The following is a 22,933-nucleotide window of genomic DNA, read 5'->3' on the forward strand; positions in this document are numbered from 1 at the left end:
AGGACTTAGTCCAAAAGTTCATAAGCCGGCAGGGTCAGAAAGTCGATAAAGTCTTTTTCCAGCACCAAACGGTCGAAAAGCTCTATTGCCTGTTGCAACTTGCCTGTTGCCACACGGTCGGCGCCCAGCAGCTGTTTTATCTTTTCTACTTCTTCGGCTTTCAGACGCCCGTAAAGCTCGGGGGTGAGGCGGCGCCCGTCGTCCCATATGGCACGCGGATTGTGCAACCATTGCCACAGCTGGGCGCGCGATATTTCGGCAGTCGCCGCATCTTCCATTAAATTATAAAGTGCAGCCGCCCCCACGCCTTGCAACCAGGACTCAATGTAGAGAATCCCCACATTGATATTGGTGCGCACGCCCTGTTCGGTAATTTTTCCACCTTCTACATGGAAGTTGGTCAGGTCGTTGGGGGTAATGACATAAGCCGCCGAACGCTTTTCGTCTTTTTGATGCACGCTGTCGCCAAGCACCTCTTTGAAAGCCTGTAATGCCACAGGCACCAAGTCGGGATGCGCTACCCAAGTGCCATCGTAGCCGGTATGTGCTTCCAACGCCTTGTCTTGATACACTTTATCGAAGGCGCGGCGATTCACTTCCTCATCTTTGCGGCTGGGAATAAAAGCCGACATGCCGCCAATGGCATGGGCACCATGCAAATGGCAAGCCTGCACCACACGCATGGCATAGGCGCGCATAAAAGGCACGGTCATGGTTACTTGAGCGCGGTCGGGGAAGAGCACCTCCGGCCGGTTTCTGAATTTCTTGATGGCACTGAAGATGTAGTCCCAACGTCCGGCATTCAAGCCTGCCATGTGGTCGCGCAGGGCATAAATGATTTCTTCCATTTCAAAAGCCGCCGTGATGGTCTCTATCAGCACGGTGGCTTTGATGGTGCCCACGGGAATGTCAAGGTATTGTTGTGCCTCCACAAAAACCTCGTTCCACAGGGCAGCTTCTTGATAGCTTTCCAATTTGGGCAGATAGAAATAGGGACCGGAACCGCGAGCCAACAGCTCTTTGGCATTATGGAAGAAATACAAGCCAAAATCAAATAAGGAAGCCGAGACAGGCTCGCCGTCAATGAGTACATGCTTTTCGGGCAGATGCCAGCCGCGGGGGCGCACTTTCAACACCGCCACTTTTTCTTTAAGGCTGTATTGTTTGCCATTGGGGGCAGTAAAGTCTATTTGGCGCCGGATGGCATCATACAGATTGATTTGCCCCTCGACGCAGTTGGTCCACGTGGGCGAATTGGCATCTTCAAAATCCGCCATAAACACCTTGGCGCCTGAGTTGAGCGCATTGATAATCATCTTGCGGTCAACCGGACCGGTAATCTCTACCCGGCGGTCCTGCAGGTCCTGCGGTATGGGCGCTACCTGCCAATCGCCGCCCCTTATTTCTTCTGTTTCTTTTGGAAAAGTAAGGGGCTGCCCTTCACTGATGGCTTGGAAACGCGCCTCCCGCTCTGCCAGAAGTGCTTTGCGCTTGGCATTGAAGGTGCGGTGCAGGTGAGCCACAAAGCGCAGGGCTTCCGGACTCAATATCTCTTCATAGCGTTCATGCAAGGGGGCTGTGATACGAATGCCTTCGGTGGTAACAGGTGTGGACATGGCTCAATGTTTTTAATTGATAGTTTGTGTTGTATGATTCAAATGTAAAAAAGCGAAAAATAAAAAACAAGCGAATTTTCGCTAAATTTATTTTTTCGCAAAAACTTCTTTATTTTGTGCAATCAAACCTATGTAAAAGGCAAGCGGGCATGCCGCTGCCTTCGCAATAAAAAGCGGTAAAACAGCACAAAAGCCGAATAAAACACAGACATGGCACTGCACGAACAAAACATCCGGTTAACCTTTGGTCTTAAGCTTCGACAATTGCGCCAGGAAAAAGGCTTGTCGTTGCAGACACTTTCGCAACGCACCGGCATTTCGGTGTCTTATTTGAACGAAATAGAAAAAGGTAAAAAATACCCCAAAGCCGATAAAATTGCTGCCCTGGCAGAAGCCCTCGAAGTAAGCTACGACTGGCTGGTGTCGCTTCAGCTGCACCCCAAGTTGGCCCCACTGACCGAGCTTCTGCAGTCCAATTTGTTGCAGGAGCTTCCTTTAGAAGTATTGGGCATAGACAAAGCCAAACTTATTGAGCTGCTGGCCGATGCACCGGCCAAGCTCAGCGCTTTTGTAAGCACCCTGATCGAAATCAGCCGGAACTATGACATGCAGGTAGAGCAGTTTTTCTTTTCTGTGCTGCGTTCCTACCAAGAAATGCACAACAACTACTTTGAAGACCTGGAAGAAGCAGCGACCCACTTTCGCCAACAATACCTGCCCTCGCAAGAGACGGACAGTCATACCCTTGCCGGCGTTTTGCGCGAACACATGGGGATTCAGGTCATTTATGAAAATTTCCAACAAGAAGCGTTGTATGCCTTGCGTTCTGTTTTTATTCCTAAGAAACGCCTGTTGGTAATAAACCGTCGTTTGTCTGAAGCCCAAAGACGCTTCGTATTGGCACGTGAGCTGGGCTTTGCCCACTTGTCTCTTTCGCCACGCCCCTATACTTTTTCATGGGTTACCATCAGCTCTTTTGAAGAAGTTTTAAACAACTTCAAAGCCTCTTATTTTGCCGGTGCTTTGCTGCTGCCTGTGGCAAGTTTGCTTCCTCAAATAGAGTCGCTCCTGAACATGCCCGGATGGCAACCCTCGGCTTGGCTGGCACTGCTCGAGCGCTATGTGGTAACACCCGAAACATTGCTGCATCGTTTCACCAATCTTTTGCCTCATTTTTTGGGGCTGCAAGAGCTGTTTTTCTTGCGTTTTAGTATGGACACCGCCTCCCAAAAAGTGCGCTTAACCAAAGAAATGCACTTGGGGCAATTGCACAACCCTCATGCTACTGCCTTGCATGAACATTACTGCCGGCGCTGGGTATCGCTGCAGGTGCTGCAGTCCATGCAAAACCAACGGCACGAGGGCTACCTTTGCGATGCCCAAATATCGGAATACATAGACAGCCCCAACCGCTATTGGGTGCTCACCATGGCGCGCTCCATGTACCCTACACCGGCTACTTTAAGCAGTGTGTCCATAGGCATTTTGCTTAACGATAACACAAAACAAAAGCTTCGCTTTCTTGAAAATGCACAGCTGAGCGGCCGGAAAGTGGGTGAAACCTGCGAACGTTGCAGCGCTCCCGATTGCAAGGAACGTGCGGCACCTGCAGTAGTACTGGAAGAAAAGCAGCGTCATCAGGCACGCTTGAAAGCTTTGCAACAATTGGTGCAACATTATGAACAATCTTAAAACAAGCCTGATGAATGCCGGCATGAGCTGCCTGGCAGTAGCCGGCATGGTCATACTGCACCTTTACTACGCACCCGGCTTTCACCTGCCCGACTACGACGCCCATCGCTATGCGTGGAATGCCCAGCAGCTGGCAACAGGGCACTTTAACGAGCTGTTCCATCACTTAGCCCCTCTGTATCAGCTGATTTTGGCTGCTGTTTGGCGCTTGTTTGCATCCATAGAAGCGTGGATAGTACTCACAGCCGGGCTCTATGCGCTCATTAGCGTTTATTGGTGCTTTCAAGTAGCTTGTAGCCGGTGGCAGCGCCTCAGCTTGTTTGTCTTATTGCAATTTACCCCACTGCTGTTTTATCACAATGGGGGCATACAAACAACCGCCTTCTTTCTGCTGGGATTTACTGTGTGGTGGCGGCTTTATAAGAATCGCTCAAACCGGCTGTTGCCTACGCTTGCCGAAGCGCTTTGGTGGGGCATCTGCCTGACGCTCGAGTATAAGTCCATCTTTTGGCTTACCGGCTTATGGCTACACGACGGTTACCGGCTTATGACCGGCCGCCATCACGGTCATCTGATATGCTATCTGCGCCAAGGCGTTCACATGCTGTGGGTGCCTTTCTTGCTAATGTTTACAGGTGCTTTGCAAGGGATTCCCTGGTGGCGTTATCCGGCTGCTTGGGTGGCATTGTTTTTCCGAAAAGATTATCTCCGGCAGGCAAGCTCTTTGGACATACTTTTTCACTTCAAATATCTTTTGCAATATGAGCCATTGGCGTTGGCAGGGGTGCTGCTGCTTTTGTTTTGGTGGCTACGCCTGAAAGACATACCCTCTCAAAGACAAGAGTCAATACTTTACTTTCTTGCCTTATGGCTTTTGCTGCTGATGAGCTTTTTGCCCAAGGCTCCCCGCGGCATTTTATTGAGTGTGTTCATTGCTTATGTGGCTTTGGTGCAATTGATGACACACATGCTTGCCTCCCGTGTGCTCCTGCGAAGCCTGTTGATGGGCTTGGGCGTGGGATGGGCTTGCTGGGTTTCCACACAACGTTTGTTACCTTATGCTACCTTCCATGCACCTTACAAAGAAGCGGCTCAACGGCTTGTAAGCTACACCAAAGGCAAGGGCGAAATACACAGTGCGCTTGCTTTGGCTACGGCTTTGTACCTGCCCCCTGATGTTCGCCTGCATGTGCACTTTCACCAAGCGCTTGCATACCGCCCCCTTTTAGTAAGCGATGCAGCCCTGCTTTTTTATCCGGAAGCCCAACTTCAAAAACTGCGCAAGCAGGCAATATGGGTACTTCCGCATCCTTTCTTGGGCTTTCCGCTTTTGCATTTGGAAAGTGCCGAATTTCAAGGACACAGTTATGAAGAAGCCCTCACCTTTGCCAAGCGCATGCAACGGCATGCCCCTGCCCTTTATTTTTTGCCCCATTGAGCATATAAATGACTAATGGCCTCTGCCATCCGGCGGTCTTGTTCGGTAATTACATTGCCGGCATCGTGTGTGCTTAGTTTTATTTCCAGACGGTTATACACATTGCGCCAATCGGGGTGGTGATTCAGCTGCTCGGCAAGCAAGGCTACCTGCACCATAAAAGCGAATGCCTGTTTGAAATCAGCGAACTGCAACTCGGCGTGCAAAGCATTGTTTTCTTCTTTCCAGTGAATTTTTTCCATACCTTTTTCTTTAAATGCCCCTGTCTATCTCCTGAAATTTAGTAAATTCCTTTCTATCGTAACTAAGCTCTAAAAAGGGATACTATGTGGAAAAATATTCAATCATTTGTGGAAAGCATTATACGCTGGGAAGAACTCAGCCTGCACTTTTTGTGGTTCTTGGTGCCCATTGTCCTGCTTTATATGGCAGTCAAAGACGTCTTTTTCAATAAAAAGCACACCATCAAGCACAACTTTCCGGTAGTGGGCAGGCTACGTTATCTGCTTGAGTCCATTGGTCCGGAACTACGGCAATATATTGTGGCACACAACCGCGAAGAACGCCCTTTTAACCGTGCCGAACGTTCCTGGATTTATGCCTCTGCCAAAAAACAAAACAACTACCAAGGATTCGGCACCGATGCCGATGTGTATGCACAAGGTCATGTGTTCATAAACCCATCCTTGTTTCCTTATGTGCCACCGGAAGGGCACCCCAATACGACCGACCCCTACTTTCTGCCCTCTGCCAAGGTGATGGGGCTGGCCAATGGACGAAAGCGCCCCTGGCGTCCTTACTCTATCATCAATATATCGGCAATGAGCTATGGTTCTTTATCAAAGAATGCAGTAACAGCCTTGAATAAAGGCGCCAAGATGTGTGGTTGCTGGCACAATACAGGCGAAGGCGGGCTCTCGCCTTATCACTGCCACGGCGCCGACGTGATTTTTCATTTTGGAACCGGTTACTTTGGCGTAAGAGATGCCCAAGGACGTTTTTCGATGAGCAAGCTGGTGGACTTGGTGCAGCAACATCCCTTTGTTCGTGCCATAGAAATCAAGCTATCGCAAGGTGCCAAGCCGGGCAAGGGCGGCATCTTGCCTGCCAAGAAGGTGACGCCCGAAATTGCACGAATACGGGGCATTGAGCCCTACACACCGGCACTTTCACCTTCGGCACACACCGCCTTCCGCAATGTACCCGAGCTGCTGGACTTTGTGGAGTCCATTGCAGAGAACACAGGGCTGCCGGTGGGCATCAAAGCGGCAGTAGGTAAACTGGAATACTGGGAAGAGCTTGCCGACCTAATGATGGCGCGCGGTACCGGACCCGACTTCATCACCATTGATGGCGGCGAAGGGGGTACCGGGGCTGCTCCCCCCCACTTTGCCGACCATGTATCGCTGCCATTCATTTTTGCCTTTACGGCCGTTTATCAAATTTTTCTTGAGCGCGGTCTTACCGACCGGGTGGTATTTATAGGCTCGGGCAAGCTGGGGCTTCCGGCACGTGCCATGATGGCTTTTGCCATGGGGGTAGATATCATCAATGTAGCCCGCGAAGCCATGATGGCCATCGGTTGTATTCAGGCACAAAAGTGTCATAACAACCACTGCCCCGTGGGAGTTGCCACACAAAATAAGTGGTTGGTGTCAGGCTTGGACCCTACCGACAAATCATATCGTCTGGCAAACTATATGAATGTATTCCGGAAGGAGCTCTTGGAGCTTACCCACGCTTGCGGCTATGAACACCCCTGCCAAATGACCATGGAAGACATAGAAGTGGGCATGGGCGATATCAAAACCCGTCAAACATTGGAAGATGCCTTCGGATATAAAAAACAAAAGGTGGCATTTCAAGGCATGGAGTCACTAAAAAACTGCAGCTACCTGGGCGGGTTGGCACAGAGCTTCTCTGCCCCCTCTGAAGTGCAAAGCGGCTTCAAAAATAGCCTGCAAAAGTAAACCCCAAGTTTAAAGTTCAAGAGAATATAAAAAAAGTACAATAAAACAGATAGTATTCATATTTTGATATAAAAAAATTAACATTTTCATTTGCAATGAATTAAAACAATGGTTATATTTGTATTGTATAAAAGTTTCACTTAAAAAAGTATAATTATGGATATGCAAGAAGTTGTAAAAAAATTCATCTACACCAGCGTAGGTTTGGTTTCCATCACTGCCGAAACGCTGAAGCAAACGGTAGATAAGCTGGTAGAAGAAAGCAAGCTTTCTACCGACGAAGGTAAAAAAATCGTAGACGAGTTCTTGAAGAACACTGAAACCAAGCGCGAAGAGTTTGAAACTCAGCTGCAAAGCTTGGTAGAAAAAGTGAGCAAAAAGCTTAAGTTCGTAACAGAAGACGACTTGAACGAAGTGCTCAAACGTGTAGAAAAGCTGGAAAAAGCTTTGGCAGAGCAAACGGCCGCTCAAGAAGGCAGCAAAGCCGGCAAGGCTAAAAAATCAGAAGAAGCCAAAGCTTAATCAAAAAGTAAAGGTTTGACTTTCATATAGAAAGCAAGGCCGGTTGAAGGTATTCAATCGGTCTTCTTTTTTAAAAATGCTTATTTTTAAAAAACCACACTGAACAACAGCATGGCAACCGTCTTCCAAACCATACGCAATATCAACAGGCTGCGGCAAGTAATCAACATCTTGCTGAAGTACGGCTTTGAGGAATTTGTCACTACTACGCCACTGCGCAAATTGATTCCTGCACGCCAGCAGTCTGACTGGTTTCGAGGCGAACGCCCCGTGTTTTCCTATACTACCTGGGAGCGCATACGCATGGTTGTAGAAGAGCTGGGACCCACTTTTGTAAAGCTGGCACAAGTAGCAAGCAACCGCCCGGACTTGCTGCCCGACCCGCTTATCAAAGAGCTGGAAAAGCTGCAAAGCAATGTGCCCCCTTTCCCTTATGAAGAAGCCCTGCGCATTATAGAAGAGGAACTACAGCGCCCTGTGGATGAGTTATTCGCTTTCTTTGATAAAATCCCTTTGGGCTCGGCTTCCATCGGGCAAGTGCATCGCGCACGCCTGCATAGCGGTGAAGATGTGGTGGTGAAGGTGCAGCGCCCCGACATAGAAACCAAAATACACACCGACCTGCAGCTCATTAAAGAGCTGGTGAAACTCACAGAAAACTACTTCAAAAACCTTGGCATACTGAACCCCAACGAGATAGTAGAGGCTTTTGAAAAAAGCCTGCTGCGTGAGTTGGACTACCAACATGAGCTTCGTCACATAGAGCAGTTCCGGAAGCTATACAAGCATGTTCCCCGCCTCTATATTCCCAAGCCCTACCGCGAGCTGTCGAGCAAACGGGTGCTTACGATGGAGTTTGTCAGCGGCTGCAAAATCACCGACACCAAGCAGCTGCGCGCCTGGGGGCTCTCGCCCGAAATACTGGCACAACGTGGGCTTCAGCTTTACCTCATGCAGATTTTTGAATATGGCTTCTTCCATGCAGACCCCCACCCCGGCAACGTATTGGTGCGCCCCAACGGGGATATTATCCTGCTTGACTACGGTATGGTAGGTAAGCTAAGCCGTGCTCAACGTTTTGCTTTTGCCGGTGTATTCATAGGCATGGCACAGCGCGACCCCCGACGCATGGCGCTTAATCTGCAGCAACTGGCAATAGAACACGAAATAGAAGATATCAAAGAGCTGGAGCAGGACCTCGAAGAGCTTATCGAAGACTTGGTCATACTCGATACGGGGGAAGCAGGCATGACGCTTTTCACCGAGCGTCTGCAACGCATTGCCTACAAGCACAGCTTGCAAATACCGGGCAATATATTCCTCATACTGCGTGCCCTGGCTATTCTTGAAGGCATTGGGCTGCAAATATACCCGGCATTTGACACACTCGAGGCTGTCAAGCCCTATGGTGCCAAACTACTGGCAGAACAGTTTTCTTGGGAAAACATGCGTGCCGAATTTGCCAACACATTCCTGCAAATCGGTTACCTGGTTGCTCAAATGCCGGATGATGTACGTACCATCTTAGGCAAGCTGCGCCAAGGAAAGCTGCACTTCAATATGCAAGTCACCGGATACGAGGAGCTGCTCAGTGAAATGGAATCGCTTATCCGCCGCTTGTCATTGACGATCCTTATTGCTGCCCTGCTTATCTTCTCCGGTCTTAGCCTGCGTGTAGATTACGGACAACACATTCCCCAATTATGGGGCATTTCTTACGTGACGCTTATCAGCTGGATCATTGCCGGCATCTTGTCCACCATTTTGTTGCTGCTGACCCTCAAGCGCAAAGAATGATTGCCATATTTTTGCTAACTTGGATGGTGGTTCGGAAAAAGCTATGTTTATCGTACACAACAGGAAGCGCTACGTCGGTTATTTGCTATTCAGCGATTTGGTATCATTGAGTCGCTACGCTGCCGGCATTGCCTTAATTGTCCACTATTTCTTTACGCCGGTTCTTTATCCACATGTTTTCACCGGCGTATTGCTGGCTACCGTTCTGTTCCGCTTGTTGGAAATTTATATCAAGCCTTCATTTTTTCAGTTACATGTGGAAGGCAATAACATAAGCATTACAGATATGCCCTTTCGCTATAATATGCTGTGGATGTGGGTGTTGATGCGCCGGCGCCTGCTTACGAAAAACACGATTCCCCTTGAAGAGTTCAACGGTTTTGAAATCAGTTTTCAAAAGGGCGGCTGGCAACGTCTGTTGGTAATACACCGCAAGCGTGGTTTTCAACTGCTAAAAAGCATGCCTTATAATATTTCATGGCTGTCTATACGTGACTATACCCGCCTGATTATGTTTTTAGATGAGCTTACTTTTCAACAAAAAGTAAGACAAACCCCCAATATACGCCATGAGTAGCCGGTATTTTTATCCAAAAATAAGTACCTGTTTAGATGAAGCCCATCATGAAATTGTGAGTCATTGGGAGGCTGCCCTGCAGCTTGAAACCACTGCCATTCACGATGTGCGTGTGGGCATGAAACGCTTTCGTGCCCTGTTGCATCTGGCACATTTTATCCGCCCCGACAAGATAGATAAGCAATCAATAAAGGGGCTCTTCCGGCCGGTGTACCCTGTCTTAGGTATTATCAGAGATACACAAGTGCAAGAAGAGCTTATCAAGTCGTTTTATTACCTGAAAAGCCGGTTCGAGTTTTATCATCATTACCTGAAGGAGAAGCGGGAAAAAGCGCGCATCCAACTACAAGACAGCCTGCATGAATTTGACCTGAGGCCACTGACAGAGACCAAAAAGCGTGTCAAGCTGCTGCTGTATTACAGCGACGACGCACAAACTGCCCGCTTGCTGCGCATGCATCTCAAGCAACTGAAACAGAAGACTTACAAAAAGCTCAAGAATAACGATGAGGAGAGCATGCACAAGGTGCGTAAGTACCTCAAAGAAAGCATGTACATTGTAGAGACTACTTGTGAGCCTCTTCCGGAATTTTATTCCTACTTAAAAAGGCTGGCACGCCAACTGGGGCATTGGCATGACCTTACGGTTATGAATCAGACACTGACCGAAATAGAAAAAGAAGAAGCAAGCATTCTACTAAGCCCTGAGTACCTCTTGCTTCGCAAGCTTGCCCATATGCAAGAAGAAGACGAACGAAAAAAGCTACAGAAAAAAGTCCGCAAGTTTCTGGATAAGCAATACAAGATCAAGCGTTTAATATTCTTCGAAGCAGAAGCAAACAGTCAAAAATAAATTCTGTCGCAGCTATTGACTATTTACAATTTATTTTGTACCTTTATCATAGGTAACATTTAGATGCTAATGACATGGCTGCCCTTTATTTCCTTGTGTGCGTGTGTTGCTTCTCTGTGATAGCGTGGGTGATGGTGCGCTCTATCGGCAAGCCCAACTTCCCCTCTGATGGCGATGATGATGGAGGGTTGCCCGGCAATGGGGGGTTTCCTATCATAGACCTGCCGCCGGGTGGAAGAACAGAGGATTTGCTGGTAGATCGGTGGTACTCGACGCCCGTCAAGCAACGAACGAAATCACCGGCTTAGTTTTTCATGTCCTAAGCCGCTCCCATAACCAAAAAGCGGACATAGCTCCCAAAGCAATGAATGCCCATACCCAAGCGGGTATTTTTTTATTTTCTGCTTTCTTTACTGCTCCTTTTGTTTTTGCCGGATGGCCGGCTTGCCGTTGGTACCACTGCTCCATATAAGCATAACGCCCGGCAGCCATCCAAGAGGCGGGCATTCGACTTATCCACATACCTCTTTGAGCTACCTTCGTGCTTTTGTCTGCAATGGCTACCCATTGATAGAACCCTTCGTAAGGCGGATACCACGCGCCCTGCCAAACCGTCATATCAGATAGTTGCCGGGTAAGGTTCAAGGGGTAGCGCCGGGTATTTTCTTCCAAAACATAGGCTTCCCGCACAGATTGCTTGCTGTAAAGGCGGAAATCGAGCCGGTGGCGGGCAAAGGCTACCGCCGGGAGCTTCCACAAAGCCTCGGGGGCATAAGGACGTGCCAGCGCACCGGCTACAAACAACCAATAGCGTTGGTAAGACTCTATATTTCCACCCAAAAACCAACTGTAGGTGTTGTCGATGGTGGTCATAGCCAGCTTACCACGCCCATAGTTTTCGCAAACGGTCAATGCCTGTCCTTTTTCGTCGGCAGCAAGCACGAGCACCCCTTGCGCAGTGCGAATGCGCCACCCGCCAAGAGGCAACTCCCCTAAAGTGTGGTTTTCCAGGCGAACCGTACCGCGCACTTCCTTTACACGCGCAGGCAACATCCGGTAAGACGGGTAACGTGTATTGCCTTCACTAAATATCCACAGCACCCCCAAACCCTTATTTTTCACTTCTGACAGCACCCAAGCTTGCTCTTGACTGCTCAGGCTCTGCCAACCGGCTTCATCTATAAGAAGCCAGTCAAAATGCGCCAGCACCCCGGGCGTAATTTTTTGTAAAGACATTGGTTCACTCGCATGCCACTCTTCGGCATAAACTCCCTCACTCATATGGGAACGCAAGGCATACTCACCGCCTTGCTTTTTTATCCATGACTTCAGAAACTTGCTTTCTGCCCGTGGCGCACCTTCAATAATGAGCGTACGAACATTGCCCCGTGTCAACTGCGGTTGATTGCACCACAGCGTATCACTTTCATATACAATGCCTATGGGCATCCAGGCCAAAGGCGAAAAAGCCACGGAAAAGCGCTCTTTGAAGGGCTGTGCAGTAGCAGCGGTTTTTATAGATGTTTGGCTACCATTGGGCAATAAAATACTCAACTCGGGCTTGCCTGTCCAGGTAACAGACACCTGCAGGCTATCGAGCATGTACTTGGGCGTCACTTCCACAGCCTGTACGCCCTCGCAAAGCGCCGGCAACCATTGCACTTTTACGGGCAAGCTGTCGAGCACTGCCAAGAAAGCAGGCGGCAAGCCGGATCCCAAGACATAGAGTTCTTCGTAATGCTGTGCCAGCCGGCGCAATTGCCCGGGTGTTTTCAGCAGCCTTTCGTCTTGCGAAGCCTCTTCCGGCTGCAAGGGCTCATACAAACGGTAATAATCCCCTTCGGGAAGCGCCTCATCTGAAAGCTGCTCGCTACATAAGGTAAAAATAACCAAGCGCTTACTGCCGGCTTCATGCGCCTGCATGGGCAGATGCAACACATAGAAAAGGGCGAGTAAAGAGGTTCCGCCCAATAGTCCAACTGTCAGCCACTTTTTATTCTTCAAAACCGCCACGAAATTCCACTTGATATTAAAACGCTTTGGTTAGAAGTGGTAGTATTCGATTTCAAGTAAATTTCATCTTTTGAATAAAACGGACGGCACTCCAAACGGCACTTGACCTGTTTCACGGGACTATAGGCTGCTCCCAAAGTCCATGAAGTATTCACAAAACCGTTGGGCGTGGCCGTAGTATAAAAAATCTCATTTTCATCCTGAAAATGCTCGATACGGGCATTGATACTCCACTTTTCTGTAAGGTAATAATTTCCCGTGATATTTACAGCCCATGCCTCGTTTTTTTGTTGACTGCTGCGGGCGGTCGCCAATAGCCCTTCTACGAGCAGGCTCCAGCTGTCCTTTTCATAGTACACAAAGGGGTTGTGCACCCACCAAAGAGAAGTAGCGTTCACGCCTTCGTTACCATAAAAAGTAGCATAGCTCAGCGTAAGCCCTTGTGCAGGATAATATTGTATTTGAGCACTCAGTGCCTTGTCCCGGTTGTTATCGGCAATGCGCTGCCATCCATTCAGGAAAGAAGCAATGATTTGCCAGCGTTCGGCAGGCAGGAAGGTCAGGCGCACCCCTGCCTCATAATAAGGGGTGGCTTCGGCAATAAAGGAACGGCTATACACGGCATTGTCTGCGGACACAGGCGACTCAAAGCCCAAAAAAGAAGAGAAAACGCCGGCATCGAGCCACCAGCGCCCGGCTAAACGCACGCCGGCATTGGCCTCAAGCACATAGCGTGCCCAATCGGGCTCAGAAGCGTAATTGGTAGCCATATAGGTGCCGGTAGCCAAGGCGAGTGTGGCACGCCAGATTTCTTCTGCTATGCTTGCCTTGAGGTAAGCAAGACTTACGGAGAATTGGTTGTGATAAGCCGGGTGCGTCAATGTATGCACTACATTTTGTTGTGGCGGGTCATTGGCATCATAGGCGAAATAGGTGTCGCCGTAAACTTCCCACCGGACCTTAGGAATGGGCAAGCTGTCGTTTTGGGCAATGGCAGTGATGTAGCCGCTAAGAAAAAACAAACAGAACAGATAAAATAAATTGCTTTTACTCATGGTACGATAAGTTTTGTCGTGTCTGCTTTATCAGACGGCATTAGTCACCGTATTTTGCCAGCCAACGACTAATGGCTGCCGCCACTTGCTCGAGTCCCTCTTTGTCTTGCTCGTCAAAGTCATTGAGGGCCTTGCTGTCCACATCAATCACCATGCGCACCTCACCATTGAGCAGCACCGGCACCACTATTTCCGAACGGGATTCCGAGCTGCAGGCAATGTGGCCGGGGAAGGCTTCTACGTCGGGCACTATGAGTGTTTGTTTTTCGCGATAGCAGGCACCGCACACGCCTTTGTCGAAGGGAATGCGGGTGCATGCCAAGGGACCTTGGAAAGGTCCTAACACCAACTGCCCGTCTTTTACCAGGTAAAAGCCCACCCAAAAGAAATCAAACGCTTGCTTCAAAACAGCTGCAATATTTGCCAAGTTGGCAACCAAATCAGATTCCGAAGCAATCAAGGCTTCAATTTGTGGCACCACTGCAGCATAAATGTCTTTTTTTGTGCCGGTTGAAGGAATGGTCAATTGTTCTGCCATAGCTGTAATTGTTTATTTTTGCTTGATAAATTAAAACAAATTTTCCTTGAAGTCTAAAACCTTGGTGGTAGTTACCGGTCCTACGGCGGTAGGAAAAACGGCGCTGTGCGTGGAGTTGGCCCAAGCGCTGCAAACAGAAATTGTATCGGCAGATGCCCGGCAAATCTACCGCGAGATGCGCATAGGCACTGCCCGCCCTACACAAGAGGAAATGGGCGGCGTTGTGCATCATTTCATAGCTTCGCACTCCATCCATGACAACTACAGCGCCGGCAAGTACGAAGCCGATGCACTTCGGCTGCTGTCTTCTTTATTCGAGCGTTACGACACACTGCTGCTTACCGGCGGCTCCGGCTTGTATATCAAAGCTGTATGCAGTGGACTGGACAACTTCCCTGAAATTCCCCCGAGCATACGGCAACAATTGCAACAAGAGCTTGAACAAAAAGGTTTAGAATCATTGCAGAAAGAGCTGTTGGCTCTTGACCCCGAAAGCTACGCAGAAATAGACCTGCAGAACCCAAGGCGTGTATTACGTGCACTGGAAGTATGCCGGGCATCCGGTCGCCCCTACGCCTACTTCAAACGCCGGGCAGCTGCAAAGCGTCCTTTCCGCATAGTGGGTTTTGTGCTTCATCGTCCCCGCCCCATCCTTTACAAGCGCATCAACCAAAGGGTAGATATGATGATGCAAGAAGGGCTGTGGGAAGAAGCACAGGCTTTGTTTCCTTTTCGCCATTTGACTGCCTTGCAAACCGTGGGCTACCAAGAATTATTTGAAGCCATGGAAGGAAAATATGATCGCTCTACTGCCGTGGAGCTTATCAAGCGGAATACCCGGCGCTATGCCAAACGACAGCTTACGTGGTTCCGCCATCAGCATCCGGCGTTCGAATGGATAGACATGGAAGGGCGCTCCCACGCACAAATCATTGAGCACATAGTTGGCCGTTTACACGCCTAACAGCTTGGCAATGGCTTTTGACGGGTGGTGGGTCCGGTAATAATGATAACGTCGCTCGGCTATAAGCAGTTGCTTACGGGCAAGAATCAAAGCCTTGATTTCTTCATCCAAAGCGCTTGTGCCGGATTCATCAAAAAAGCGCTTTACCGACTCTTGCATTTGCTCAATGGAATGTGTCGCATCGAGCACTTTTGCCAAGGTCTGATGACGGCTTTTTGCTTTCAGCTGCTTCCAGGTATCCATCGCCTGCTGATATTCGCCCTGTGCCCTTTTCAAGCTATAATACCCAACCATAGCTACGAAAAACACCAAAGCTATCGACCAGATGATGATTGGTGCAAATCCCATAGTTCTGTGATTTCTTTTATCTTTGACAAAGATAAATAAGTATTTTATCAAACAAACCTTTGTTTTCTATGTATAAAACCATAGACCCGAAAGACATCAGCACACGGGAGCTGCACGGCTATTTGCTGGGAGCAGTGGCGCCGCGTCCTATTGCCTTTGCCAGCACCATCGACAGCCGGGGCAATGTAAACCTAAGCCCTTTTAGCTTTTTCAATGTTTTTGGTTCCAACCCGCCTACCCTGATATTTTCGCCCGCACGCCGGGTGCGTGACAATACCACCAAACACACCCTTGAAAATGTTCAAGAAGTGGGCGAAGTGGTAATCAACGTAGTCAATTATGCCATGGTAGAACAAATCTCCCTGGCAAGCACCGAGTATCCCAAGGGCGTCAACGAATTTATTAAAGCCGGATTCACACAAGTACCTTCCCTGAAAGTGAAGCCTCCCCGTGTAGGGGAGTCGCCTGTAGCTTTTGAGTGCAAGGTGAAACAGATTATCGCTACCGGCGAAGAAGGGGGCGCCGGCAACCTTATCATTTGTGAGGTAGTCATGGTACACATCAAAGAAGACATTTTGGATGAGGGCGGCAAAATAGACCAGCACAAAATTGATTTGGTGGGGCGCTTGGGCGGCTTATGGTATGTGCGCGCTTCGGGCGATGCCCTGTTTGAAGTACCCAACCCCAGTGGCACACAAAATATAGGATTCGACGGACTTCCGGCTTTTTTATTGGAAACCAATCGCTTAACTGCCAACGAATTGGCCAAACTGGCACGGCACGAAGCCTTGCCGCCTGCTGAACAGGTCAAAGCTTTTGCTCAAAGCGAAGAATACCGCAAACAACTGGCCGGCAAGCCTGACGAAGAAACAATATACGACCTTGCCAAGCAGCACCTGCGAAACAACGAAGTAGAAAAAGCATGGCTCTACCTTTTACAATTAAACAACCAATAATTCATTCTGCTTTAAACAAGTATTACTATGAGTGAACAACTGCTTATTCAACAAGAGGGGCACGTCAAATACATCACCTTGAACAACCCCCGCCGCAAGAATGCGCTTACCAAAGACATGATGACCGGCCTGCTGGCTGCCATTCAACAAGCCGAACAGGACGATACGCGGGTAATTGTGTTGCAAGGCGCCGAAGGGAATTTCAGCAGCGGTGCCAACCTCATGGCAGGCGACGAATTGCGCGCCGACGTCACCACCTACCTCAAAACGGCCGTCAACCCTACCATTTTAGCCATACGCAATACCGATATTCCCGTGATAGCTTCTATCAGTGGTGTATGCGTGGGCTTGGGCTGCAATCTGGCATTGGCTTGCGATATGTTGCTGGCATCAAAGGATGCGCGTTTTAGTCAAATATTCACCAATATAGCCCTCTCTGCCGATGGGGGTGGTTCTTATTTCTTGCCCCGGATGGTGGGTTATCAAAAAGCCTTCGAATGGATGGCGCTGGCAAGCATGGTGCCTGCCGAAGAAGCCCACCACTACGGCATGCTCAACCGCTTGTACGAGACCCCCGGCGAGCTACAGGAAGCTACCCGCGCCTTGGCGCAGCAGCTGGCTGAAGGTCCCTTCATTGCCATCAAACATACCAAAGCCAACCTGCGCAAAGGCATGGAAAGCACCTTGGAAGAAACGCTGAACCTGGAAGCCGAAAATCAAGGCAAAAACTTCCTAACCAAAGATTTCCTCGAAGGGGTACAGGCTTTCTTCGAGAAGCGAAAACCAAAATATCAGGGGAAATAAAGAAGCTTATTCTTGGAACATCTTTTCACTCTTCTTATCTTCATAAGAAAAAGAAGAAAACAATGAAAACTTATTATCTCCTGATTATCTTGTTATTAGGAATGACCTTTGCCTGCTCACAAGAAAAAAAAGAAGAAGAAAAAGAGTTCAAGCATACGCCGGAGATGAGTCGACGGCTCGAGGAAAGCCACCAGCAATGGCTCCGGGAACACAGCCGTTGGGTAGAAGAGCATCGTAAGTATGAAGAGCTATTTCAGCGCTTGCGTAATACCTATTTGGAAACAGCCAACCCACCGGCAGCTTCTTTCGACTCGCTGAGCCGGGCGCTGCAAAAAACCATCGAAGAGCATGCGCGGGTCTTGTCCGACCATGTCGTGCGTCTCGATGCCCATGGCGAAACGGTGCTTCGTCACAAGAAAAAAGAAGTAGATGATGCGTATGCGCAAAAGAAAGAAGAGAAGTTTAAAAAGCAGCATCAAGACTTGCTTAAAAGGCATGATGAGATGCTCAAACACTACGAAGAGCAACTGCAACGTCTGACAGAGATGATAAAAGAAGCCGGCGGCACCCCGCCTTCCATGGAGGAGATAGACCGCGAGCTGCAAGGGCAAGCGGTACCTTCTGACAGTACTCCGTAATGGCACTTCCCCAGAAATAAAAGAAGGGCTGCGTAGCCCTTCTTTTATTTATTCCTTGATTTTTCCTTCATTTAATGCTTCCTGCTTTGCCGTGCGTTCTGCTTCATCCCAAGGCATCGGCACTTGGTTTCTCAACAGGTCGTCGAGTGTTTCAGCCTTGCGAATCAAATAGGGTTTTCCTTTGTATAGCAATACTTCTGCCGGGCGCAGGCGCGCATTATAGTTGGAACTCATGGTAAAGCCATAGGCGCCGGCATTGCATATTGCCAAAATATCGCCCTCGCGCACTTCATGCAACCGGCGGTCCCATCCGAAGGTGTCGGTCTCGCAAATATACCCTACCACCGTATAGATACGTTTTGCCCCTTCGGTGTTGGATATATTCACAATTTCGTGATAGGCATCATACATCATGGGGCGGATAAGATGGTTCAGGCCGGAGTTAACGCCCACGAACACAGTGGCAGGTGTTGTTTTTACGACATTGGCTTTGACCAACAGATAGCCGGCTTCACTGACCAAGTACTTGCCCGGCTCAAACCATATTTCTACTTCTTTGCCATATTCCTTGCTAAAAGACTTGTATTCTGACTGCAACCGCTTGGCAAGCGTTTCGAGGTCCGTCACCACGTCGCCTTCCTTATAGGCTACTTTAAAGCCACTGCCAAAGTCGATGAAATCGAGGTTGGGAAACTCCCGGGCAATGTCGAACAAGATGCGCGCGCCCTGCAAGAAGACCTCCGCATCCAAGATGTCGGAGCCTGTGTGCATATGCAAGCCATTGACCCGGATACCATAGGTTTGAATTACCCGTTGCAAGTGGCGCATTTGCAGGATGGAAATACCGAACTTAGAGTCGATATGCCCGGTCGAGATTTTGTGATGGCCGCCTGCCATAATGTGCGGATTCAGACGGATACAGCAAGGCACCTCGCCCCCGTAGGCATGTCCAAATTGCTCGAGAATAGAAATGTTGTCTATATTTACCACCACGCCATAATCTACCGCGCGCTTAATTTCTTCAAAGTCCACACTATTGGGAGTAAACAAAATCTCATGCGGTTCAAATCCGGCCTTTAAGCCCAATTCTACTTCTTGTATGGACACCGCATCCAAGCCCACGCCCAAACGCTTCATCAGTTGCAAGATGGCTTGATTATTCAGCGCTTTCAAGGCATACTTTATTTGTACCGGCATTTGGCGAAAAGCCTGCTGCATGTGTTTGACCTGTGCTTCTATTTTCGATGCGTCATATACATACAAGGGGGTGCCAAATTGCTCACACAGCCCGGTGAGTGGAATTCCCTGAAGGCAGTATTGCCGGTTAATAAGTTCCATAGCTTTGCTTTTATGATTATGAACAAATGTGAACAAAGATAGTGTATTTTACGCTTGCATGGTTTGGTTTTTGCAGATAGTACCTTTGATTGTCCCTTTCTTAAACCTTTTTTGAAGATGAAACGATATTTTTTGATTTTATTGCTTTTGCCCGGCTTGTTTGCCGGTTGTGATCTTCTGCAAGAGCCGTCCACAGGTATTTCCGATGAAGAGGTAGCCCGCGGGCTGAAAGAAGCACTGCGTGTAGGTACCGATAGCAGCGTGGCATTGCTTAACAGAACAGATGGTTATTTCAAAGACGAAGCAGTAAAAATATTCCTTCCGCCCGAAGTACAGCAAGTGCAGCAGCTCATTGAAACCACCGTGCCGGGTGCCAATTTGTTGCTCAATGAAGTGGTTTTAAAGATGAATCGTGCTGCTGAAGATGCAGCTGCTGAGGCCGCCCCTATTTTTAAAGACGCGATTACGGGCATGAGCATTCAAGACGCCCGCGATATACTTTTTGGTAGCGACAGCGCTGCAACTGTTTACTTGGAAACCCAAACCCGCAGTCAGTTGTTTGCAGCCTACAGTCCCAAGGTGCAAGCTTCTTTGGCTGAAGTAGGGCTTCCCACACTTTGGAATCAAATTGCCACTCCCTACAATCAGTTTGCCAATAGCTTGCCCGGCCAGTTGGCAGGTGCCCAACCTATTCCGGACGATCTGTCGGAATACGTTACCAATAAAGCCCTGGACGGCTTGTTTACAAAGGTTGAAGACAAAGAGAAAGACATACGCTACAATCTGAATGAGCGGGTAACTGACTTGCTTCAAAAAGTGTTTGGACTGCTCAACAAGTAATAAGCAAGCCTTGCTCTTGTCTTTACTATCGCTAATAAAGGTAGCATGCCCAAAGGCTACCTTCTTTTTTTACCTCTACATGATTCTGCAAGGTGGTAGAAAGCGACAAGCCCACAAAATCAGGCACTACGGGAAAGAGTTTATGGTCCCGGTACACCAAAACGGCTATCTGCAGTTTGGGAATGGCAATACGGTAAAAGGGCCGGAGGGCATAAATCAAGGTGCGGCCGGTGTTCAACACATCATCTACCAACACCACCGGCCGGTTGCTTAAAAGCTCCGGTGCAGCTTTTAATTGCACATCGCCACACACAGGCGCCTGCTTGTCCACTTCTATTTCATATAAGCCCACAGCCTGCCGGCTTATTTTTTTATACTCGCCGGACAGCGCTTCTGCCAAATGGTAGCCGGTTGGCGCCACGCCCACAAATGCAATTTCTTCATAAGCGTGATTTTCTTCATAAATTTCGAAAGCAATACGCTCTATCTTTTGCCTGATTTGCTTATCTGTCAGAATGCGTGTAGCTTGTGTATTTGCCATGGTCAGATGCCTGTTTTGTCGGCAAGATAGTAAATGTGCCTTGAAATGAGTAGCTATGTTTCGAATGACTATTGAAGATATCGTTTTCTTTCCCTTCTTCCTGTTGCTGATATTGCTGCTTGCTTTCCTGCTCAAACCGGCAGTTACCAATCCTATCAGCCGGCGTTATTATTTTCCGGCTTTGGGTGTAAAGCTGCTGGGGGCTATTGCTTTGGGGCTTATTTATCAGTTTTACTATGGTGGCGGCGATACTTTCAACTTCTTTCACGATAGCTATTTTATCTGGAAAGCCTTCATAGACAACCCCATGAAGGGGCTTTCCATTATCTTCTCCGATCCTGATTTTGAGGATGCAGACACTTACCTGTATTTGCGTAATACTTACTTTGCTATTGACCCCAATACCTTTTTCGTCATCAGATTGGGGGCGCTCTTTGGTATTTTCACCTTGCATCACTACTCTGCCATTGCCCTGTGCTTTGCTTTTGTAAGCTTCACAGGCGTGTGGGCGATGTACCGCACCTTTTTTGTCATGTATCCCATGCTGCACCGCCCACTGGCAGTGGCTTGCTTTTTTCTGCCTTCGGTGTTTTTTTGGGGCTCGGGCTACATGAAAGACACCATCACCTTGGGGGCACTCGGTTGGGCTTTTTATAGCTTTTATTGGGGCATCATTCGTCAAAAAAAGATATGGCGGCATATTACCATCTTTTTAATTGCCGTTTGGTTTATCTACCGCATCAAGATTTATATATTGCTTTGCTTTCTGCCTGCTTTGATTTTATGGGCTTTTTTAAGGTTCCGCAACCGCCTGCGCCCGGGCTTACTGCGCGCTTTAATAGCCCCTCTGCTCTTCATCATGGCACTTCCCATTGCCTATGTGGTGGTGAATGAGCTGACCGAGGGCACCCGCTACTCTATCGATTCATTGGCAAGCACCACACAGATCACAGCCGAATGGCTTTATTATGTAAGCACGGTGGAAAGCGGTTCTGCCTACAGTCTGGGGGAGTTTGACGGCACATGGCAAAGTGTGATAAGTAAATTTCCGGCGGCGGTGTGGGTGTCTCTCTTTCGCCCCTACTTATGGGAAGTGCGCAACCCGGTCATGTTGTTGGCTTCATTAGAAGCCACGGCATTCTTTTTTCTCACCTTCCGCCTGTTGTGGCAAATGCGCAGAAAGCTGATAACCTTGGGTGGTTATTTTCTCAAAGAGCCGCTTATCTTCATGTGTTTTGTATTTGCCATTAGTTTTTCGTTTGGCGTAGGTGTAAACAGTTACAACTTTGGCACACTGGTGCGCTATAAAATTCCCATGATGCCCTTCTACGTGGCAGGGCTGTATATTCTGCGCTATCATGCAAACAAGCGTACCACACTCATTTGATGTGCGTGCACGGAATAGTGCTGCTCTACAAAACGGCGCCCTTCTGCACCAAAGCGGGCGCGCAGTGCGGCGTCTTTTACAAGCAGCTCCAAGTAATGCAGCCATTCTGCGGAAGAGTGTGCCCAAAAGCCCCGCTGCCCATGAGCTACTATGCGGGTGTTCACGCCCACGGGCGATACTACCGGCGGTATTTCCAACGCCATATATTGCAAAGCCTTAAACCCACATTTTCCTTTTGCCCATGCATCTTCTATCAGGGGCATTAAGCCAATGTCTATGGTTTGCAGGTCTTCTATTTCCCGCTCTTTACTCCATGGTACAAATTCCAAGGAAGGCAGTTCAAAGTCGGGGGCAACATTGCATATCACCCTTACCTTTATTGGATGTGCTTCTGCCAGCTTCCACAAAACAGGCGCTATGGTTTGCAAATAGGGCAAGGTAGAGTGCGTGCCGGTCCATCCAAGTACGACGGGCTTGCTGCTGTCCGGCTTTTTTTGGCCGTCCGGGCGATGATAGCCGGTATCAATGGTGGTAGGAATCACCACTACGTTTGTATTCCATTGGCGTGCGAACGCTGCCAAATAATCATTGCCCACACTTATTTTGTAAGCATAACGGCAAATGTGCTTCACTTTGGAATGCCACTTTAAAAAGGCAGCTATACGGTTTTGTTGTGAAGTATTGGGCAGCCAAATGGCATCATCAAAATCATAAACCAAGCGTTTGTTCAATATTTTACTTATCCACCACTCAAAAAAAGGTGGTCCTATGGGTGCCACTTCTCTATGCACGAACACGAAATCATAGCGGCGTGCCCGCCACAGCAGAGTCAAGCGCCTCACGAATCCCCGCAGCATTCCCAAAAGTTTGGCGCCCCAGGCCCCCGGGCGGTAGAGCACCTGCCAAGCCCGTTGATCCCAAAAACTTTGAAAATGTACTTCAAAACCGGCCTCGCGCAGGCATGAATAATACTGCTCAAAACGAAAACGCTGCGATGGCGCCTCACCTTCAGGGTAAGGGGCTAAAAACAAAATACGTTTTTTCAT

23 protein-coding genes are annotated in these 22,933 nt (G+C 48.7%); 14 read left to right on the top strand and 9 right to left on the bottom strand.

Annotated features, from left to right (window positions below; genetic code table 11):
* Positions 1-5 precede the first annotated feature (5 nt).
* On the bottom strand, positions 6-1,616 hold the full coding sequence (gene aceB / locus QVE43_RS07145; protein ID WP_288005554.1) for a malate synthase A: 1,611 nt from the start codon (positions 1,614-1,616) through the stop codon (positions 6-8).
* A gap of 210 nt (positions 1,617-1,826) precedes the next feature.
* Here aceB and QVE43_RS07150 point away from each other — a divergent pair, with 210 nt between their 5' ends.
* Together QVE43_RS07150 and QVE43_RS07155 are read left to right on the top strand one after the other, a co-directional pair.
* On the top strand, positions 1,827-3,308 hold the full coding sequence (locus tag QVE43_RS07150; RefSeq protein ID WP_038028519.1) for a helix-turn-helix domain-containing protein: 1,482 nt from the start codon (positions 1,827-1,829) through the stop codon (positions 3,306-3,308).
* The gene (locus tag QVE43_RS07155) at positions 3,295-4,746 is read left to right on the top strand and encodes a hypothetical protein (RefSeq protein ID WP_288005556.1); all 1,452 of its coding nucleotides are present in this window, start codon (positions 3,295-3,297) and stop codon (positions 4,744-4,746) included. Before QVE43_RS07150 ends, QVE43_RS07155 begins: the two co-directional genes overlap by 14 nt.
* Here QVE43_RS07155 and QVE43_RS07160 read toward each other — a convergent pair.
* Positions 4,728-4,988 carry a 4a-hydroxytetrahydrobiopterin dehydratase gene (locus tag QVE43_RS07160; RefSeq protein WP_038028516.1) on the bottom strand — a complete coding sequence of 87 codons (261 nt, stop codon included), beginning with the start codon at positions 4,986-4,988 and terminating at the stop codon, positions 4,728-4,730. The two genes, QVE43_RS07155 and QVE43_RS07160, sit on opposite strands and share 19 nt — an antisense overlap.
* Before the next feature lie 84 nt (positions 4,989-5,072).
* On the opposite strand from QVE43_RS07160, the gene QVE43_RS07165 reads away from it, so the two are divergent.
* The 6 genes from QVE43_RS07165 (at position 5,073) to QVE43_RS07190 (ending at position 10,773) form a co-directional block, all read left to right on the top strand.
* Entirely contained in the window at positions 5,073-6,716 is a 1,644-nt protein-coding gene (locus tag QVE43_RS07165; RefSeq protein WP_288005559.1) for an FMN-binding glutamate synthase family protein, read from the top strand.
* Positions 6,717-6,872: 156 nt separating this feature from the next.
* Entirely contained in the window at positions 6,873-7,238 is a 366-nt protein-coding gene (locus QVE43_RS07170) for a phasin family protein (protein ID WP_288005561.1), read from the top strand.
* A gap of 111 nt (positions 7,239-7,349) precedes the next feature.
* Complete coding sequence (locus QVE43_RS07175; RefSeq protein WP_288005564.1) at positions 7,350-9,035, top strand: AarF/ABC1/UbiB kinase family protein; 1,686 nt, start codon at positions 7,350-7,352, stop codon at positions 9,033-9,035.
* A gap of 43 nt (positions 9,036-9,078) precedes the next feature.
* On the top strand, positions 9,079-9,612 hold the full coding sequence (locus tag QVE43_RS07180; RefSeq protein WP_288005566.1) for a hypothetical protein: 534 nt from the start codon (positions 9,079-9,081) through the stop codon (positions 9,610-9,612).
* Positions 9,605-10,465 carry a CHAD domain-containing protein gene (locus QVE43_RS07185; RefSeq protein ID WP_288005567.1) on the top strand — a complete coding sequence of 287 codons (861 nt, stop codon included), beginning with the start codon at positions 9,605-9,607 and terminating at the stop codon, positions 10,463-10,465. Before QVE43_RS07180 ends, QVE43_RS07185 begins: the two co-directional genes overlap by 8 nt.
* A gap of 74 nt (positions 10,466-10,539) precedes the next feature.
* Entirely contained in the window at positions 10,540-10,773 is a 234-nt protein-coding gene (locus QVE43_RS07190) for a hypothetical protein (RefSeq protein ID WP_157629996.1), read from the top strand.
* Between the two features lie 4 nt (positions 10,774-10,777).
* Here QVE43_RS07190 and QVE43_RS07195 read toward each other — a convergent pair whose 3' ends face one another.
* The 3 genes from QVE43_RS07195 to QVE43_RS07205 are packed head-to-tail and all read right to left on the bottom strand — an operon-like array spanning position 10,778 to position 14,071.
* Positions 10,778-12,469: a hypothetical protein gene (locus QVE43_RS07195; RefSeq protein WP_288005570.1), complete on the bottom strand. Its 1,692-nt coding sequence runs from the start codon at positions 12,467-12,469 to the stop codon at positions 10,778-10,780.
* Complete coding sequence (locus QVE43_RS07200; protein WP_288005573.1) at positions 12,466-13,533, bottom strand: outer membrane beta-barrel protein; 1,068 nt, start codon at positions 13,531-13,533, stop codon at positions 12,466-12,468. The genes QVE43_RS07195 and QVE43_RS07200 overlap by 4 nt, the downstream gene beginning before the upstream one ends.
* 40 nt (positions 13,534-13,573) lie before the next feature.
* Complete coding sequence (locus QVE43_RS07205; RefSeq protein ID WP_038028503.1) at positions 13,574-14,071, bottom strand: GAF domain-containing protein; 498 nt, start codon at positions 14,069-14,071, stop codon at positions 13,574-13,576.
* 46 nt (positions 14,072-14,117) lie between these two features.
* On the opposite strand from QVE43_RS07205, the gene miaA reads away from it, so the two are divergent.
* Positions 14,118-15,035, top strand: coding sequence for a tRNA (adenosine(37)-N6)-dimethylallyltransferase MiaA (gene miaA, locus QVE43_RS07210; protein ID WP_288005576.1), 918 nt, complete (start codon positions 14,118-14,120; stop codon positions 15,033-15,035).
* On the opposite strand, the gene QVE43_RS07215 is transcribed toward miaA, so the two are convergent.
* Positions 15,024-15,383, bottom strand: a complete 360-nt coding sequence (locus QVE43_RS07215) for a hypothetical protein (RefSeq protein WP_288005578.1) — start codon at positions 15,381-15,383, stop codon at positions 15,024-15,026. The genes miaA and QVE43_RS07215 overlap by 12 nt on opposite strands.
* A 68-nt stretch (positions 15,384-15,451) precedes the next feature.
* On the opposite strand from QVE43_RS07215, the gene QVE43_RS07220 reads away from it, so the two are divergent.
* The 3 genes from QVE43_RS07220 (at position 15,452) to QVE43_RS07230 (ending at position 17,781) form a co-directional block, all read left to right on the top strand.
* Positions 15,452-16,339: a flavin reductase family protein gene (locus QVE43_RS07220; protein ID WP_288005580.1), complete on the top strand. Its 888-nt coding sequence runs from the start codon at positions 15,452-15,454 to the stop codon at positions 16,337-16,339.
* 27 nt (positions 16,340-16,366) lie between these two features.
* Positions 16,367-17,143 (top strand): enoyl-CoA hydratase/isomerase family protein, encoded by a 777-nt coding sequence (locus QVE43_RS07225; protein WP_288005582.1) that lies wholly within the window; start codon positions 16,367-16,369, stop codon positions 17,141-17,143.
* Between the two features lie 62 nt (positions 17,144-17,205).
* Positions 17,206-17,781, top strand: coding sequence for a hypothetical protein (locus tag QVE43_RS07230; protein WP_288005584.1), 576 nt, complete (start codon positions 17,206-17,208; stop codon positions 17,779-17,781).
* 48 nt (positions 17,782-17,829) lie between these two features.
* Here the strand turns inward: QVE43_RS07230 and lysA are convergent, their stop codons facing one another.
* Positions 17,830-19,119 carry a diaminopimelate decarboxylase gene (gene lysA / locus QVE43_RS07235; RefSeq protein WP_288005586.1) on the bottom strand — a complete coding sequence of 430 codons (1,290 nt, stop codon included), beginning with the start codon at positions 19,117-19,119 and terminating at the stop codon, positions 17,830-17,832.
* A gap of 117 nt (positions 19,120-19,236) precedes the next feature.
* Between lysA and QVE43_RS07240 the strand changes: the two genes are divergently transcribed.
* A complete protein-coding gene (locus QVE43_RS07240; protein ID WP_288005588.1) occupies positions 19,237-19,959 on the top strand; it encodes a DUF4197 domain-containing protein in 723 nt (240 codons plus the stop codon).
* 31 nt (positions 19,960-19,990) lie between these two features.
* Here QVE43_RS07240 and QVE43_RS07245 read toward each other — a convergent pair whose 3' ends face one another.
* The gene (locus QVE43_RS07245) at positions 19,991-20,500 is read right to left on the bottom strand and encodes a phosphoribosyltransferase family protein (protein ID WP_288005590.1); all 510 of its coding nucleotides are present in this window, start codon (positions 20,498-20,500) and stop codon (positions 19,991-19,993) included.
* 55 nt (positions 20,501-20,555) lie between these two features.
* Between QVE43_RS07245 and QVE43_RS07250 the strand changes: the two genes are divergently transcribed.
* Positions 20,556-21,887, top strand: a complete 1,332-nt coding sequence (locus QVE43_RS07250) for a hypothetical protein (RefSeq protein ID WP_288005592.1) — start codon at positions 20,556-20,558, stop codon at positions 21,885-21,887.
* Here QVE43_RS07250 and QVE43_RS07255 read toward each other — a convergent pair.
* Positions 21,857-22,933, bottom strand: coding sequence for a glycosyltransferase family 4 protein (locus QVE43_RS07255; protein ID WP_288005593.1), 1,077 nt, complete (start codon positions 22,931-22,933; stop codon positions 21,857-21,859). The genes QVE43_RS07250 and QVE43_RS07255 overlap by 31 nt on opposite strands.

The sequence above is a fragment of the Thermonema sp. genome (genome assembly GCF_026003375.1).
In the GTDB taxonomy this organism is placed as follows: Bacteria; Bacteroidota; Bacteroidia; order Cytophagales; family Thermonemataceae; genus Thermonema; species Thermonema rossianum.

What these genes read in the sequence shown, in the direction of transcription:
- QVE43_RS07170 (WP_288005561.1), top strand. Translation starts at nt 6,873, where the DNA reads ATGGATATGCAAGAAGTTGTAAAAAAATTCATCTACACCAGCGTAGGT.
- QVE43_RS07240 (WP_288005588.1), top strand. Translation starts at nt 19,237, where the DNA reads ATGAAACGATATTTTTTGATTTTATTGCTTTTGCCCGGCTTGTTTGCC.
- QVE43_RS07245 (WP_288005590.1), bottom strand. Translation starts at nt 20,500, where the DNA reads ATGGCAAATACACAAGCTACACGCATTCTGACAGATAAGCAAATCAGG.
- lysA (WP_288005586.1), bottom strand. Translation starts at nt 19,119, where the DNA reads ATGGAACTTATTAACCGGCAATACTGCCTTCAGGGAATTCCACTCACC.
- QVE43_RS07220 (WP_288005580.1), top strand. Translation starts at nt 15,452, where the DNA reads ATGTATAAAACCATAGACCCGAAAGACATCAGCACACGGGAGCTGCAC.
- QVE43_RS07175 (WP_288005564.1), top strand. Translation starts at nt 7,350, where the DNA reads ATGGCAACCGTCTTCCAAACCATACGCAATATCAACAGGCTGCGGCAA.
- QVE43_RS07200 (WP_288005573.1), bottom strand. Translation starts at nt 13,533, where the DNA reads ATGAGTAAAAGCAATTTATTTTATCTGTTCTGTTTGTTTTTTCTTAGC.
- aceB (WP_288005554.1), bottom strand. Translation starts at nt 1,616, where the DNA reads ATGTCCACACCTGTTACCACCGAAGGCATTCGTATCACAGCCCCCTTG.
- QVE43_RS07150 (WP_038028519.1), top strand. Translation starts at nt 1,827, where the DNA reads ATGGCACTGCACGAACAAAACATCCGGTTAACCTTTGGTCTTAAGCTT.
- QVE43_RS07190 (WP_157629996.1), top strand. Translation starts at nt 10,540, where the DNA reads ATGGCTGCCCTTTATTTCCTTGTGTGCGTGTGTTGCTTCTCTGTGATA.
- QVE43_RS07155 (WP_288005556.1), top strand. Translation starts at nt 3,295, where the DNA reads ATGAACAATCTTAAAACAAGCCTGATGAATGCCGGCATGAGCTGCCTG.
- QVE43_RS07250 (WP_288005592.1), top strand. Translation starts at nt 20,556, where the DNA reads ATGTTTCGAATGACTATTGAAGATATCGTTTTCTTTCCCTTCTTCCTG.
- QVE43_RS07185 (WP_288005567.1), top strand. Translation starts at nt 9,605, where the DNA reads ATGAGTAGCCGGTATTTTTATCCAAAAATAAGTACCTGTTTAGATGAA.
- QVE43_RS07255 (WP_288005593.1), bottom strand. Translation starts at nt 22,933, where the DNA reads ATGAAAAAACGTATTTTGTTTTTAGCCCCTTACCCTGAAGGTGAGGCG.
- QVE43_RS07215 (WP_288005578.1), bottom strand. Translation starts at nt 15,383, where the DNA reads ATGGGATTTGCACCAATCATCATCTGGTCGATAGCTTTGGTGTTTTTC.
- QVE43_RS07225 (WP_288005582.1), top strand. Translation starts at nt 16,367, where the DNA reads ATGAGTGAACAACTGCTTATTCAACAAGAGGGGCACGTCAAATACATC.
- QVE43_RS07205 (WP_038028503.1), bottom strand. Translation starts at nt 14,071, where the DNA reads ATGGCAGAACAATTGACCATTCCTTCAACCGGCACAAAAAAAGACATT.
- QVE43_RS07180 (WP_288005566.1), top strand. Translation starts at nt 9,079, where the DNA reads ATGTTTATCGTACACAACAGGAAGCGCTACGTCGGTTATTTGCTATTC.
- QVE43_RS07165 (WP_288005559.1), top strand. Translation starts at nt 5,073, where the DNA reads ATGTGGAAAAATATTCAATCATTTGTGGAAAGCATTATACGCTGGGAA.
- QVE43_RS07230 (WP_288005584.1), top strand. Translation starts at nt 17,206, where the DNA reads ATGAAAACTTATTATCTCCTGATTATCTTGTTATTAGGAATGACCTTT.
- QVE43_RS07160 (WP_038028516.1), bottom strand. Translation starts at nt 4,988, where the DNA reads ATGGAAAAAATTCACTGGAAAGAAGAAAACAATGCTTTGCACGCCGAG.